Annotated in this window: 15 protein-coding genes and 1 tRNA gene; 9 read left to right on the forward strand and 7 right to left on the reverse strand. The window is 68.6% G+C overall.

Annotated elements, in window-relative coordinates:
* Nucleotides 1–26: 26 nt before the first annotated feature.
* A complete protein-coding gene (locus LXE91_RS21805; RefSeq protein WP_039366385.1) occupies nt 27–317 on the reverse strand; it encodes a DUF1488 family protein in 291 nt (96 codons plus the stop codon).
* Nucleotides 318–556: 239 nt separating this feature from the next.
* Nucleotides 557–832 carry a DUF2964 domain-containing protein gene (locus LXE91_RS21810; protein ID WP_232352775.1) on the reverse strand — a complete coding sequence of 92 codons (276 nt, stop codon included), beginning with the start codon at nt 830–832 and terminating at the stop codon, nt 557–559.
* Between the two features lie 287 nt (nt 833–1,119).
* Between LXE91_RS21810 and LXE91_RS21815 the strand changes: the two genes are divergently transcribed.
* The 8 genes from LXE91_RS21815 (at nt 1,120) to LXE91_RS21850 (ending at nt 6,564) form a co-directional block, all read left to right on the forward strand.
* On the forward strand, nt 1,120–3,021 hold the full coding sequence (locus LXE91_RS21815; protein ID WP_039366382.1) for a sigma-54-dependent Fis family transcriptional regulator: 1,902 nt from the start codon (nt 1,120–1,122) through the stop codon (nt 3,019–3,021).
* An 88-nt stretch (nt 3,022–3,109) separates the two neighbouring features.
* A complete protein-coding gene (locus LXE91_RS21820) occupies nt 3,110–3,412 on the forward strand; it encodes a 2Fe-2S iron-sulfur cluster-binding protein (RefSeq protein ID WP_039366379.1) in 303 nt (100 codons plus the stop codon).
* 58 nt (nt 3,413–3,470) lie between these two features.
* On the forward strand, nt 3,471–3,965 hold the full coding sequence (locus tag LXE91_RS21825) for an SRPBCC family protein (protein ID WP_039366376.1): 495 nt from the start codon (nt 3,471–3,473) through the stop codon (nt 3,963–3,965).
* Between the two features lie 92 nt (nt 3,966–4,057).
* Nucleotides 4,058–4,435, forward strand: coding sequence for a DUF2946 domain-containing protein (locus tag LXE91_RS21830; RefSeq protein WP_039366372.1), 378 nt, complete (start codon nt 4,058–4,060; stop codon nt 4,433–4,435).
* A gap of 302 nt (nt 4,436–4,737) precedes the next feature.
* Nucleotides 4,738–5,103, forward strand: coding sequence for a copper homeostasis periplasmic binding protein CopC (copC, locus tag LXE91_RS21835; RefSeq protein WP_039366366.1), 366 nt, complete (start codon nt 4,738–4,740; stop codon nt 5,101–5,103).
* Between the two features lie 80 nt (nt 5,104–5,183).
* Nucleotides 5,184–5,630: a copper chaperone PCu(A)C gene (locus tag LXE91_RS21840; protein WP_039366363.1), complete on the forward strand. Its 447-nt coding sequence runs from the start codon at nt 5,184–5,186 to the stop codon at nt 5,628–5,630.
* A gap of 31 nt (nt 5,631–5,661) precedes the next feature.
* Entirely contained in the window at nt 5,662–5,835 is a 174-nt protein-coding gene (locus LXE91_RS21845) for a hypothetical protein (protein ID WP_171026713.1), read from the forward strand.
* A 99-nt stretch (nt 5,836–5,934) separates the two neighbouring features.
* Nucleotides 5,935–6,564: a LysE family translocator gene (locus LXE91_RS21850; RefSeq protein WP_039366360.1), complete on the forward strand. Its 630-nt coding sequence runs from the start codon at nt 5,935–5,937 to the stop codon at nt 6,562–6,564.
* A gap of 15 nt (nt 6,565–6,579) precedes the next feature.
* Here the strand turns inward: LXE91_RS21850 and LXE91_RS21855 are convergent, their stop codons facing one another.
* The gene (locus LXE91_RS21855) at nt 6,580–7,905 is read right to left on the reverse strand and encodes a leucine-rich repeat-containing protein kinase family protein (RefSeq protein ID WP_039366570.1); all 1,326 of its coding nucleotides are present in this window, start codon (nt 7,903–7,905) and stop codon (nt 6,580–6,582) included.
* 141 nt (nt 7,906–8,046) lie between these two features.
* On the opposite strand from LXE91_RS21855, the gene LXE91_RS21860 reads away from it, so the two are divergent.
* Nucleotides 8,047–8,131 (forward strand) — tRNA-Leu (locus LXE91_RS21860).
* Nucleotides 8,132–8,323: 192 nt separating this feature from the next.
* Here the strand turns inward: LXE91_RS21860 and LXE91_RS21865 are convergent.
* Genes LXE91_RS21865 through LXE91_RS21880 form a run of 4 tightly spaced genes read right to left on the reverse strand, consistent with a single transcriptional unit; the run spans nt 8,324 to nt 13,601 of the window.
* The gene (locus LXE91_RS21865) at nt 8,324–9,571 is read right to left on the reverse strand and encodes a RhtX/FptX family siderophore transporter (RefSeq protein WP_039366568.1); all 1,248 of its coding nucleotides are present in this window, start codon (nt 9,569–9,571) and stop codon (nt 8,324–8,326) included.
* Between the two features lie 22 nt (nt 9,572–9,593).
* Complete coding sequence (locus LXE91_RS21870) at nt 9,594–11,105, reverse strand: PepSY-associated TM helix domain-containing protein (RefSeq protein ID WP_039366359.1); 1,512 nt, start codon at nt 11,103–11,105, stop codon at nt 9,594–9,596.
* A 1-nt stretch (nt 11,106) separates the two neighbouring features.
* On the reverse strand, nt 11,107–11,370 hold the full coding sequence (locus LXE91_RS21875; protein ID WP_039366356.1) for a hypothetical protein: 264 nt from the start codon (nt 11,368–11,370) through the stop codon (nt 11,107–11,109).
* Entirely contained in the window at nt 11,370–13,601 is a 2,232-nt protein-coding gene (locus LXE91_RS21880) for a TonB-dependent siderophore receptor (RefSeq protein WP_039366354.1), read from the reverse strand. The genes LXE91_RS21875 and LXE91_RS21880 overlap by 1 nt, the downstream gene beginning before the upstream one ends.
* Nucleotides 13,602–13,616 lie beyond the last annotated feature (15 nt).

Consider the following 13,616-nt stretch of genomic DNA (forward strand, 5'->3'; position numbering starts at 1 on the left):
ACGCGCGACGCAAGACGAACGTCGTGTCATCCGCGCCAGTTGGCCTCGTAGAAGCGGACGTAGCCACTGCGCAGCGTCACGCACTGCGCGCGTGTCTCCGACAGCAGGCGCCGTGCAGCCGCCTCGATACGGTCGCGGTGCTGGTCGAATGCGCCGACCATGTCCTCGAAGCGCGGCGACGCCGCGCCGAAGTGATCTTCCAGCGCCTCGGCGGTGATCTGACATTGGACGCGCTCGCCATTGACCAACGCCGTGAACGCAAGCATCAGGTCGCGCCCCGAATACTCGGGCTTCTCGTTCGTGAAATGGATCTGCATGGGAGCCGCCTCGACCGGTAGAAAACGAATGACCGCGTCCGTCGTCCGCTACCGGCCGGACGAAGTGTACGCGGGCTCGCCGGCGGAGGCACCGCCCGCGGGGATAGGCGCGGACAACGCATGCCGGTTGATTTCCACTTTAGACGGTTTCGCGCAGGAGACAAATTTTCCGGCGTGCGTCGTTCCGACGCGCATTCGTCTGATCAGCGCGGCATCCGGCACCGTTTCCAAAACCGGCGTCAGTGAGGGTCGTTCGGCCAGACGTTGAGCGCGATGGCAGCCGTCGTGGCACCCACCGCAATCGCGGCCGCCCCGTATCGCACCGCATCGGTCAGATCGAACAGCAGCCCGTGGATCGCCACGGCGATGCCGCCCAGCATGATGAATGTGGCGATGGCCGCCAGCACGACTCTCAGTTCCGTCCGAACCATGATGCGTCTCCCGAACGGATGCATGTCGCGTCGCATGCATGTTGCATTGCGGAACACGGCGCGTGCGTGCTCCATTTCCATCATTGCAGGCGGGCATTTAAAAGCAAGGGGATTTTGTTCGCGGTCGCGCTTCGTACGCGGCGCTTGTATGATGATGCGTACCCGGATGGTTGCCGGTCGCACACCGATGGTGCGCCGCACGCGAAGGCGGGAATCCGTAGAGGATTTCAGTGCGTTTGTGTGTACCGGACCGGCCGATTTCGAGGAGCATGGGACATCAGTAAGCGCTAAAGCGCTAACTGGGACCGACCGCGAAGCATGGGGTCCCAGTAAGCGCTAAAGCGCTAACTGGGACCGACAGGAGACAAGTCATGCCGCAACCCTTCGTGCTGCCCGCCACCACGGGTCGCACCGACCTGCTCGCGCAGGCGCATGCGCGTTCGACCGCGGTCGGCCTGCGTGCGCACGAACGCCCGGATTTCTCGCCGCTGTCGCGCGTCGCGCTGCGCGAACTGCTCGACACGAATCACGCCCTGTTCTCGCACGCGCGCCCGGTGATGGAGAACCTCCACGCGCAGATCGCCGACACGCAAAGCCTCGTGCTGCTGACCGACGCCGACGGCGTGATCCTGCACAGCATCGGCGACCCGGACTTCATCGAGAAAGCCAACCGCGTCGCGCTGTGTACCGGCGTGTCGTGGGCGGAAGGCGCACGCGGCACCAACGCAATCGGCACCGCGCTCGCATCGGGCCAGGCCGTCGCCGTGCATGGGTCCGAACACTTCCTGCGCGCCAATCACATCCTCACCTGCTCGTGCGCACCGATCTTCGACCCGTTCGGCCGCACGCTCGGCACGCTCGACGTCAGCGGCGATCCGCGCGGCTCGAGCCCGCATACGCTCGCGCTCGTGCGGATGTCCGCGCAACTGATCGAGAACCACCTGTTCGCCAACCAGTGCGCGGAAGCGTTGCGGCTGCGCTTTCATGCACACGACGAATGCGTCGATTCGCTGTTCGCCGGGCTCGTCGCCTTCGGCGCCGACGGCGGGCTGATCGCCGCGAACCGCAGCGCACAATTCCAGCTCGGCGCCTCGTTCGACGCACTGCAGCATCAGGCCAGCGACGCGCTGTTCGGCATGCGCTTCGGCCAGCTCGCGCAGCAGGCGGCACGCGCGCCCGGTGCGCTGTTCCGCCTCACGCTGTCGACCGGCGTACGCGTGCTGGCGCGCTGCGAATTCGCGGAAGCACACAAGACCACCGTCGCCGTCACGCCGCCCGCGCCCGCCGCACGGGTGCGCACGCCGGACCCCGACACGATCACGTTCGCGACGCTCGACACGGGCGACGCACGCATGGCCGCCGTGCTCGAGCGCGTCGCGAAGATCCGCGGGCGCGACCTGCCGCTGCTGATCCTCGGCCAGACCGGCACCGGCAAGGAATGGCTCGCCCGCGCCCTGCACCAGGCATCGCCGCGCGCGGACGGCCCGTTCGTCGCGGTCAACTGCGCGGCGCTGCCCGATTCGCTGATCGAGGCCGAACTGTTCGGCTACGAAGACGGCGCATTCACCGGCGCACGCAAGCGCGGCAGCCCCGGCAAGATCGTGCAGGCCGACGGCGGCACGCTGTTTCTCGACGAAATCGGCGACATGCCGCTCGCGCAGCAAGTCAGGCTGATGCGCGTGCTGCAGGAGCGCGCGGTGATGCCGCTCGGCGGCGCACGCGCGGTGCCGGTCGACGTGCGTGTAGTCTGCGCGACCCATCGCGACCTGCGCGCGATGATCGCGGAAGGCACGTTCCGCGAAGACCTCTTCTACCGGATCAACGGGCTCGCGGTCACGCTGCCGGCGCTCGCCGCACGCACCGACCTGCCCGCACTCGTCGAGCGGATTCTCGCGCGGCTCGCGCGCAGCGAACCGATGCCGCGCCGCATCGCGGCCGACGTGCTCGACGCATTCACGCGCCACCGCTGGCCCGGCAACCTGCGCCAGATGACCAACGTGCTGCGCACGGCCGGCATGCTCGCCGAAGACGAAGCGGAAATCACGCTCGCCCATTTGCCCGACGATTTCTGGCTCGATTGCGACGAAGCACCGGCGGCGGCCACCGCAATGCCGGCCGCACCGGCCGGCACGCGCGAAGGAACGACGTTGCAAAGCCATCAGGCCGCGGTGATCGATGCCGCGCTCGCACGGCACGGCGGCAACGTGTCGGCGGCCGCACGCGAGCTCGGTCTCGCCCGCAATACCGTGTATCGGCACCTGCGCCGGCATTGACGCCAGCGGCCGGCCGGCGCCGGCCGCCAGCACGTTCGGGTATGCTTGGCGCGTTGCCGCCGAACCGCCGCCAGCCTCTGCCTCCGCCATGACCGATCCGGAACACCCTCCCCTCGTGCGCATCGAGCCGCTCGGCGCGACCTTCGATGCGCCAGATTCGCTGACGCTGCTCGAAGCCGCCGCGTTCGCGCACGTGTCGCTGCCGCGCTCGTGCCGCAACGGCACGTGCCGAAGCTGCCTTTGCCGGATCGTCAGCGGACGCGTACGCTACACGATCGAATGGCCGGGGCTGAGCCGCGAGGAAAAGGCCGACGGCTATACGCTGCCGTGCGTGGCCGTCGCGACGTCGGACCTCGTGCTCGACGTGCCCGACGCGGTCATGCTCGACTAGACGCGGTGCGCGCACGCGCATGCCGTCCAGCAAAGGTTGATCCTGAGTGGAGAACGTCATGACCCAGCAAACCGATCGCATCGAAAAACAGGCCCAACTCAACGCATCGCCCGACCGCGTGTGGGAAGCCGTCAGCAATTCCGGCGAATTCGGCCAGTGGTTCGGCGTCACGTTCGACGGGCCGTTCGCGGCCGGCCAGCCGCTGTTCGGCCGCATCACGCCGACACGCGTCGACGACGACGTCGCCAAGGCACAGGAGCCCTACGCGGGCACTGTGTTCGAAATCGTCGTCGACCGCGTCGAGCCGAAGCAACTGTTCTCGTTTCGCTGGCATCCGTTCGCGATCGATCCGAATGTCGATTACTCGACCGAGCCGATGACGCTCGTCACGTTCACGCTCGCCGCACAGGCCGGCGGCACGCTGCTCACGGTCACCGAAACCGGCTTCGACCAGTTGATCGAAGCGCGCCGCGCGAAGGCGCGCGAGATGAACGACCACGGCTGGGCCGCGCAGATGACGTTGATCACCAAATACCTGGCAAAGCACGCGTAGCGCGCCGACACGCCGCACGTCCGTGCCGACATGCACACCGACGTGCGTGGCATAATCCGCTCCATCGTCGCCTGTACGTCGCCGCACATCGCATGCTGAGTCGTCGCCTCCGGAAAATCGGCAGTCTGATCGGGATGCTCGCCATCCTGATGACGGCGCTCGCGCCGACGATCTCGCAGGCACTGACGACGCAGCAGCGCGTCGATACGCTGCTGGCCGGCTACTGTACGGCCGCGCCGACCACCGGTGAGCGCTCCACCGATCCGTCGCAGAAGAGCCTGACGGCCCACCTTCAGGCATGCGGCTACTGCAGCCTGCTTGCTCACACACCGGCACTGCCCGCGCCGGAACTGACGTTCGCGGCCAACGTGCACGTCATTCAGCACCGCGAAGCGACCCGCTTCGAAAGCCTGCGCCGCGCGCTGCCGCTCTCGGCCGCGCAGCCGCGCGCCCCGCCGATCGCGTCCTGATGCGTCGTCAATGCCCGTGATGCCATAAAGCATCGCGCGGTCCGCGCACGCCGCCGGCGTGCGCGACATGTCACGATTCGAAGGACGATCATGTGTCACCGTCATGCGCGCGGCGTCGTGCCGTGCATGCGGTTGGCTGCTTCCGGTTCGTACGGTCGCGCCGACATTCGCTCGCGGGCGAACGTCCGGCCGCGCACGTTCGCGCCGACGCCAGCCGCCAGCGGTGCTGCTGCGAGGATACGCGTGCATCCGTCCGTCGAATCCGTGTTGTTCCATCCGATTCGCCACCCGCACACTCGACCATGAATACGCACTCTTTCATTCGCGGCGCGCTCGCCGCGCTCGGCTTCGTCGTCCTTCAGGCCGCCCACGCCCACGCGGTCCCGAAAACGCAGGAACCCGCCGCCAACGCCACGCTTTCGGTCGCGCCGCACGCGGTCACGATCGGCTTCAGCGAAGCGCTCGAGCCCGCTTTCAGTTCGATCGCCGTCAACGACAGCCACGGGCAATCGGTCGTCGACGGGAAATCGTCCGTCGATGCAGGCAACCGGAAGCGCATGCAGGTCGCACTGACCAATCTGACGGCCGGCACGTACTCGGTCGCGTGGATCGCGGTGGCCAGCGACGGTCATCGCACCCAAGGCCGCTACGCGTTCACGCTGAAATGATGTTCGCGACGCGCATCGGCGTTCCGCGCCGGCCGTGTCGCCCCCTTACCCGCCGCATCTACCCATAAGGAAAACCAACCATGAAGCGCTCGATTCCGACCGGCCTGCTGTTCGCACTGCTGGCGCTGCAAGCCCCCGCCACGTTCGCCGCACCGGCCGTGCAGGCTGAAAACTGCTGGATCCGCGCGATGCCGGCAACCGTGCCGTCGTCCGGCTACTTCACGCTGAAGAACGACGGCGACGCGCCCGTCACGCTGACGGGCCTCGACTCGCCCGCATACGGGATGGCGATGCTGCATGAAACGCAAACGAGCGGCAGCACCGCGAAGATGGTTCACGTCGATGCCGTCGAAGTGCCCGCGCACGGTACCGTGACCTTCAAGCCGAAGAGCTATCACGTGATGCTGGAGCAGCCGTGCCAGGCCGTCGCGCCCGGCGCGAAGGTGCCGTTCCGGCTGCATTTCGCGGACGGTTCGACAGTGTCCGTGACCTGCGACGCCAAGGCGCCGACCTACGCCGGCCAGTAACGTCCACCGCCCCCGATCGAAGGAGATGCACATGAAACATCGCCTGCCGCTGGCCGACCTGATCGTCCGCTACCGGACGCCGCTGAACGTCGCCGTGATGATCGCCTGCGGGTTATGGGCCGGGTGGATCGCGTGGATGACGCGGCCCGCCGCGATCGATACGCCGCCGTCGATCCCGGCGTACTGCATGCGCGACGCAAGCTGACGCGCCGCGATGGCGCGGTTCCGGCGCGAGCCTGCGCCCATTATTGGCGTGGCACCATCGCTTCATCCCGACCGCCGGAACCGCCTCTCGGAGCGCCGCATGTCCATTCAGACCTGGATGCTGTTTGCCGCAGCCTATCTCGCCACGACGTTGTCGCCGGGGCCCAACGTGCTGCTCGTCATCCGCAACACGGTGCGCTACGGCACGCGCGGCACCGCTGCGACAATTGCGGGCAACCTCGTCGCGCAGGGTGTGGTCGTCGTACTCGTCGCGCTCGGCGTCGGCGCGGTGCTGGCCGCGATGCCGCCGCTGTTCGTCGCGATGAAGGTGGTCGGCGCCGCGTACCTGATGTTCGTCGGTGTCCGGCAACTGCGTGGCGACCGCAAGGCCACCGCTTCGACCGGGGAAGCGGAAATCGCCGCGCCCGACCGCGGGAAACTGTTCCGCGAAGCGCTGTTCGTATCGGGCAGCAATCCGAAGACGATGATCTTCCTGTCGGCGTTCATGCCGCAGTTCATCGTGCACGACCGCCCGCTCGCGCTGCAGTTCGTCGTGATGTACGCGACGATCGCGTGCACGGTGGTGATCGTTCACAGCGTCTATTCGGCCGGCGTGCGCCGGTTCCATCGCGGCTTCGGCATGAGCCGCGCAGTGCGTGCGCTCAAGCGCGCCAGCGGGCTGCTGTTCGTCGGGCTGGGGATCAGGCTGCTGACTGCGCGTCAGGCGTAAGCCGACGCGCGCCCGTCAGCGCGTGTGTGCGGCCAGCCCGGCCGCGATCTCGCCGAACGACGGCCGCGCATCGATTGCTTCGTCCAGGCACGCCACCGCGAGCGCATCGAGCGCGTTTCGGCCGGCCCACGTGCGCGGCTCGCATCGCTCGAGCAGCTCGCCGAGCAGATGGCCGAACGCCCGCACCTCGAGTCGTTCGAACGCGGCGGCACGCGCGCGATCGTTCGCATCGTAGAGCGACGCCGCGCCGAAATCCCCGAGCAGCGCACCGCCTTCGCCATCGTGCAGGATGTTGTGCGCGTACAGGTCGCCATGCATGATGCCGCGAGCGTGCAGATGGCCCGCGACCGACGCAATGCCATGCGCGATCCGCATCGCCTTCACCGGCGCGAATTTCGCGTCGGCCGCATACACGTCACGCGTGCAGGTCGCGAAGCTCGGCGGCCCGGCTAGGTTCGTGAGCGCGGGATCGACCAGTTCCATCACGAGGCCGTGCGTGCCGTCCGGATGCCCGCTCACCCTGCCGATCACCGGGATCATGTTCGGGTGTCGGCCGGCGTGCAGGCACGCGGCCATTTCGCAATCGGGCAGGCCGTCGCTCGTCACCGCGCCCTTGAACAGCTTGACCGCGACCGCGCGCGGCGGATGACCGTCCGCGCACCACTGCGCGCGGTAAATGACGCCCGATGCGCCCTCGCCCAGCCTCTGCTCGCAGGCCAGCGATGCCCAGTCGACGTCGGCGACCTCAGGCCCGGCCGATGCTGCGGCTTCCGGCGCGGCGCCGAACGGGTTGCCCGCGGCGGCGAGCCACGCGAGGCGCGGCAGGCTCAGCAGCCAGTCGGGCAGTGCGTCCAGTTGGTTCGCGGACAGGCGCACCAGTTCGAGCGCGCGGCATGCGGCCATTTCCGCAGGCAGCGCGCGCAGCCGGTTGCCCGCGAGCATCAGCTTCTGCAGCCGCGAGCAATCGCCGATGTCGGCCGGCAGTTCGTCGATTGCGTTGTCGGTGAGGATCAGCCAGCGCAGCGCGCGCGGCAGCGATCCGCTCGCCACCGTTTGAATCCGGTTCGCCTTGAAGCCGATCATGTCGAGCTGCCCGCACGCGCCGAGCACGCCGGGGAACGCGGTGAAGCGGTTGCCGGACGCGAACAGGATGCGCAGGCGGTGCAGCCGCGGCAGGTCGTCCGGCAGCGCGGAGAGCGCATTGCCGGTCAGGTCGAGCACTTCGAGCGTGTCGGCAAGATCGAAGATCTCGCGCGGGAATTCCGTCAACCCGCATGCGAGCTTGAGTTGCCGGGCGCCGGCGAGCTGCCCGGCCTGCAGTTGTTCGAGGGTGTGTGTCACGCGGAGAAAGCGGGTGGCGGTTGCGACGATCGTCGGGTCGATCGCCCGAATTCTACCGGGATCGCCCGCGTGCATCCCTTCAATGTGTCACACCCCCTTCACAAACGCGCAACGTCGCGCTAGAATTGCGCCCCTTGCAGTGCCGACGTGGTGAAATTGGTAGACACGCTATCTTGAGGGGGTAGTGGCGAAAGCTGTGCGAGTTCGAGTCTCGCCGTCGGCACCAGGATTTCTTCTCTCATCGTTGCGCGACATGCGACATCCGCATTCCGGCAACGATCGACGATCATCCCGCGCAATCGCGCACCACTGTTTCCGATTCCCACATCAAGCCGCAACCGGGCACCGCCATGCTGCGAATTCGCACGCGCTCCCGACTGCCGCCTGGACAGCCGGAATCGTACGCACGCCACGTCACTCACGACGCCAGCACATCCTCCCCCTTCACCGCATACGCGGCCTCCCTCCGCCGCAACCGCATCGCGATCAACGCGGCCAGCACCGCCAGCGCCACACCGGCGAGAAACCCGCCCGTATAACCCACCTTCGCGGTAAGCGACAAGATCGTCGACGACGCGATCAGCTCGCCGAGATCGCGCGTGCTCTGCACGGCCGTCACGTCGGTGCCGGCCTGATCGCTGCCGCCCGCGAAGCGCATGCCGGCCGTCATGATCGACACCGACGTGATCCCGGTCGCGAGCGAACCGAGCACCGTGCACAGCCATGCCCACGACGACGACACCGGCAGCCATCCGCTCGCCTGCGCAAACCACAGCAGCGCGGCCGCGCCCGCACAGCTCACGCCGGCCGTAAATGCAGGCCACAACCCGAGCCGCCGGACCAGCCACGCGCCGCCGCCGCAACCGAGCACGACCGTCACGACGCCGCCGGCCATCCCGAGCTTCCCGATCGCGTCGAGCGTCCAGCCCGCGTCGTTGAGAAACAGTTTCGACAGACCGAAGCCCGATACGGCCGTCATCGCCGACAGCAGCGCGAGCGACAGCAGCGACCACGAACGCGGCCGCTTTGCGAAGCGCACGAGGCTCGCGTTGTGCTCGGCTTGCACACGTGCGCGATCCGCATCGCGCGGCAGCACCCACAGCACGCACGCGAGGCTCGCGAGTGGCACGGCGGCCAGCGCGAGAAACGCGGCGCGCTGGCCGAACAGGCCGATCAGCGTCAACGTGCCGGCGCCGCCGCCGAAGAAGCCGATCATCACGCCCGCGATCTGGATCGCGTTGATCTTCGCGAGCGTGTCGCCGCTGAAGTGCTCGGCGGCCATTCCGTCGTTCGCGATGTCCTGCGTCGCGCTCGCCAGCGACGCGACGGCCAGCAGGCCGACCGCCCACCCGGCCGTCGCGACCGTCATGCCGATCTGCGCTAGGCTGCCGAGGCACAGCACGACGAGCGCCTGCATCGGCAGCATCCAGCTGCGCCGCCGGCCGATGCGCGGCGACCAGCGGTTGTCGACGACGGGCGCCCACAGGAATTTCACGACCCACGGCAAACCGACGAGCGGCAGGAACGCCAGTGCGTGAAGCGGCGCGCCGTCGTGGCGCAGCAGGGTCGGCATCGCGTCCATCGCAATGCCGATCGGGATTCCCTGTGACAGGTAAAGCAGCGTGATCGTGATGACCAGGCGCCGATGTTCGAGCAGATCGCGCATCGAAGTCTCCAGTTGCATGAAATCAAAAAGGTTCGGCGCCGGCCGGCACGCGCGCGGGCCGCATTGCATCCCGGCGCGGACGGCGCGCGGCACGCAGCAGCAACGCGCCGAATGCGACGAGTGCCGCGTCGATCGGCCAGTACACGGGTTCGCCCGCACCGAGCAGCGCCATCGCGCAGTGCGTCACGCCGGCCAGCCCGTACGCGGCGCCGGCCGCACGCATCAGCCTGCGCAGCCAGGCCGGGCGATCGGTCACACAGGCCGCCAGCGCGACCGCGCCGCTCCACACGGCCCAGAACAGCATCGCGAGCAGATGGTCGACGTGCACGCCATCGGGTAACGCACGCCCGGCGAGAAGCAGTACGCCGCCCGCGAGCACGAGCCCGCCGCATGTGCCGACGGCGACCGCGGCCAGCACGTTCGCGGAGCGATCCTGCTGCGCCCGCCGCCGCTCGATCCACAGATGCAGCCCCGTCGCGCACAGCGCGCACGCAGCGAGCCCCATCAGGAAATGCACGACGCGCAGCACACCGCCCATCGCCCCCACCCAGCCGTATTGCGCGAAGTGCAGCGGCTGCACCGCGATGAATGTGCGCAGCCAGAAGCCGCGGCCGCGCGAGGTGGCGTCCGCGAGCCATTGGCCGTTCGCCGCGCGATACAGGTGACGCTCGAACACCGCCGTACTCGGCAGGCCGGCAGTCGTGCCGGCAATCTCGACGCGCGCGTTCGCATCGCCCCAGCCGTGCAGCACGAGCGCTTCGGGCCGGAAATCCGGCGTGCGCGCCGCGTCGCGCCGCAGCAGCGCGTCGAGATCGGGCGCGCGATGCCACGCGCCGCCGGCTGTTGCAGGCGGCGGCCCGCCGAGCAGTTCGGCGAACGCGCGCTGCGGCTGCCCCGGATACGCGACGCCCGCGAGCGACACCGTGCCGAGCGCGCCGAGCCCCGACAATGCGCCGGTGAACGCGAACAGCACGAGCCACGGCGAGCCCCACAGGCCGATCCACGCGTGCAGGTCGAACAGCGCGGCACGCATTCCTTTGCCGCGCCGGATACGCGCCGCGTCGGGCCAGCGCCGGTGATGCACGATCAACCCCGCGACGATGAGCACGAGCAGCACGATCCCCCACAGGCTCACGAAGATCCGCCCGGGAAAGCCCGCGAACAGCGTCTTGTGCAACGTGACGAGCAACGCCGCGCGTCCGCCGGCGGCCAGCCGCTCGCCCGTCGCCGGGTCGAGCGCGAGCGTGCATGCCTGACGTGCGTCGCAGAAACGCATCGCCGGATCGTCCGGTTGCGGCAGCACGATGCGCGCATCGCGCAACGGCACGCCGAGCGCCGCCGCGCGTGCGACGAGTTCATTCAGCGGCAGCGATGGCCGCGCGACGGCGACCGGCGATGGACGCCACCAGCCCTGCATCGAATCGGTCGCGAGGCTCCAGGTACCGCTGAACAGCACGACGAACAGCACCACGCCGAACAGCGCGCCGGCGCCGCGATGCAGCGCGCGCCAGCGCGAACGCAATGAGGCGTCCATGTCAGCGCCCTCCCCAGAACAGCGCGCACGGCACGAGCACCGCGAGCCATGCACCCGCACGCCACGCGGCCTGCCGACGCCCCGGCGCGACGAGCACCCACAGCAACGCGGCGACGCCCGCGGCGAGCGACAGCAGCACGGCCGCGTAGAGCCGGTTCAGGCCGTCGGCCGGGTAATGTCGGACCAGCGTGACCGCCAGTGCGACCGCGCCCGGCAGCACGCCGCCGATCGCGAGCGCCGCCCGCGTCCCCCAGCCGCCCGCCATCAGAACTGCCCGCGCACGGTCAGCATCACGTTGCGCGGTTCCCCGTAACGGTTGTTCCAGCCCGGGTTGCTCAGGCTCAGGTAGTACTTGCGGTCGAACAGGTTGTTGACGTTGACCGCCGCGCTCCAGCGCTTGTCGTAGCGGTAGCCGAGCCGCAGGCTCGCGAGCGCGTAGCCGCCCTGGCTCATCGTGACGCCGTTCGCCTGCGCCGAGTAATTGCTCTGCACCTGCACGCCGCCGCCGATGCTCCAGCGCCGCTCCTGCCACGGCAGGTCGTAGTTCGTCCACAATCGGAACAGGTGGCGCGGGTTCAGCAACGGCGCGAACGAAGAGCCCGCGTTCGCGAGGTTGTCCGCGTAGCTCATCGTGTCGTACGTGTAGCTCGCCCACACGCTCCACCACGGCGTGATGCGGCCGTTCGCCTCGAATTCGAAGCCCTGGCTGCGCACGCTGCCGCCGTTCACGTAGTAGCAGTTCGGCCCCGCGCACGGATGCGCGAGATCGACCTGCGGGTTGTTGTCGAGATCGATGCGGAACGCCGCGAGCGACACGTTCAGCTTGCCGCCCGCCAGTTCGCCTTTCACGCCCGTCTCGTACGTGCGCCCCTTCACCGGCGTCAGGATGCCGCCGCCCCACATCGACTTGGATTGCGGCTGGAACACTTCCGCGTAGCTCGCGTACCACGACCAGTCGCGCGCGAAATCCCAGATCAGCCCGCCGTACGGCGTGAACTGGTGGCCGGTGTTGTAGTGCGCGCCGAGGCTGTCCTGGTTCCACCAGCTCAGCCGTCCGCCGAGCACGAGCGTGACGGGTTCCGCGAGCTTGATGCGGCCGAGCCCGTACACGCCCTTCTGCGAAATGTCGTTCTGCTGCGACTGCTGGTACGGGCCGACGTCCGGCTCGGGCACGCTGCCCGGGTTCCAGCGGTACACGTTCACCGGCGTGCCGACCACGTTGCCCTGCAACTGCGCCGACATCTGCCCGCTGCTGCTGTTCGCGTAGGTCACGCCGAACAGCAGGTCGTGCGTGAGCCCGAACGCATGCACCGGGCCCTGCACGTTCGCATCGAGGCTGCGGCTGTAGCTGCTGAACTGGTATGCGCCGCCCGTGAGCGCGCCGCCCGCGCCGGTCGCCGGGTCGATCGCGCCGAACGAGCCCGCGTACTTCAGGTCCGAGCGCACGCTCTGGTATTCGCCGCTGACCTTCGCCTTCCAGCCGGCGCCGAGCTTCTGCTCGACCGACGCGAATGCGCGCGTCGTGTCCCAGTCGAAGTGACCCCACGCGGTGTCGAGGAACATCGAGCGCGACAGGCCGAGGCTCGACCCGTCGCGGGCCATCGGCACGCCGGACATGTCGGGTATCGATCGCGTCGTCTGGTACTGCGCGCCGAACGTGAGCAGCGTGTCGCGCGTCACGTCGACTTCCGTGATCCCGTAGATCGAGCGCGTATCCTGCTTCGCGTGGTCGTAGAAGAAATGACGATCCTCGTACGCGGCGACGAGCCGGCTGCGCACGGTGCCGGCCGCGTTGAGCGGGCCGCCGATGTCGGCTTCCGCGCGATAGCGGTCCCAGCTGCCGACGCTCACGCTCGCGTTCGCGGAAAACTGGTACTGCGGTCGCTTGCGCACGAGGTTGACCGTCGCGGCCGGGTTGCCCGAGCCGTGCAGCAAGCCGTTCGCGCCGCGCAGGATTTCCACGCGCTCGTACACGGAGATGTCCTGCGGCGCGCTCGCCATGTCGCCGATCACCACCGGCACGCCGTCGAATTCGAACGAATCGACCTTGAAGCCGCGCACGAAATACGCGGTGGTGAGCAGCACGTACGGCTGCACGGTCACGCCCGCCGATTGCTGCATCACTTCGTCGAGCGAGAACAGGTTCTGCTGGTCGATCCGCTCGCGCGTCGTCACGCTGACCGACTGCGGAATCTCCCTCAAGGCCAGCGGCATCTTGCCGACCGTCGCCACCGACGGATCGTCGGTCACGCCGCGCGACGCAGTCACCGAAATCGCCTTCAGCTCGCCCGCGGCGGGCTTCGCGACACTCTTCTCGTCCTTCCGGACTTCCGCGCCGGCCGCCGGCGCCGGCGTCGTATCGGCAAATGCCGCCGCCGGATGCGCGGCAATCAGCAAGCCCAGATACAGCGACGGACGCCAGCGCCCTCGCTCCGAACGGGCGACGCGCGCGCCCTTCGTCCGTGATCTCCCAGGTTCCAGCACCTCGTACCGCATTCACGCCCCCGTATT

The sequence above is a fragment of the Burkholderia contaminans genome, from assembly GCF_029633825.1.
In the GTDB taxonomy this organism is placed as follows: Bacteria; Pseudomonadota; Gammaproteobacteria; order Burkholderiales; family Burkholderiaceae; genus Burkholderia; species Burkholderia contaminans.

Coding starts and splice junctions, on each gene's coding strand:
- LXE91_RS21805 (WP_039366385.1), bottom strand. CDS start 317: ATGCAGATCCATTTCACGAACGAGAAGCCCGAGTATTCGGGGCGCGAC.
- LXE91_RS21810 (WP_232352775.1), bottom strand. CDS start 832: ATGATGGAAATGGAGCACGCACGCGCCGTGTTCCGCAATGCAACATGC.
- LXE91_RS21815 (WP_039366382.1), top strand. CDS start 1,120: ATGCCGCAACCCTTCGTGCTGCCCGCCACCACGGGTCGCACCGACCTG.
- LXE91_RS21820 (WP_039366379.1), top strand. CDS start 3,110: ATGACCGATCCGGAACACCCTCCCCTCGTGCGCATCGAGCCGCTCGGC.
- LXE91_RS21825 (WP_039366376.1), top strand. CDS start 3,471: ATGACCCAGCAAACCGATCGCATCGAAAAACAGGCCCAACTCAACGCA.
- LXE91_RS21830 (WP_039366372.1), top strand. CDS start 4,058: ATGCTGAGTCGTCGCCTCCGGAAAATCGGCAGTCTGATCGGGATGCTC.
- copC (WP_039366366.1), top strand. CDS start 4,738: ATGAATACGCACTCTTTCATTCGCGGCGCGCTCGCCGCGCTCGGCTTC.
- LXE91_RS21840 (WP_039366363.1), top strand. CDS start 5,184: ATGAAGCGCTCGATTCCGACCGGCCTGCTGTTCGCACTGCTGGCGCTG.
- LXE91_RS21845 (WP_171026713.1), top strand. CDS start 5,662: ATGAAACATCGCCTGCCGCTGGCCGACCTGATCGTCCGCTACCGGACG.
- LXE91_RS21850 (WP_039366360.1), top strand. CDS start 5,935: ATGTCCATTCAGACCTGGATGCTGTTTGCCGCAGCCTATCTCGCCACG.
- LXE91_RS21865 (WP_039366568.1), bottom strand. CDS start 9,571: ATGCGCGATCTGCTCGAACATCGGCGCCTGGTCATCACGATCACGCTG.
- LXE91_RS21870 (WP_039366359.1), bottom strand. CDS start 11,105: ATGGACGCCTCATTGCGTTCGCGCTGGCGCGCGCTGCATCGCGGCGCC.
- LXE91_RS21875 (WP_039366356.1), bottom strand. CDS start 11,370: ATGGCGGGCGGCTGGGGGACGCGGGCGGCGCTCGCGATCGGCGGCGTG.
- LXE91_RS21880 (WP_039366354.1), bottom strand. CDS start 13,601: ATGCGGTACGAGGTGCTGGAACCTGGGAGATCACGGACGAAGGGCGCG.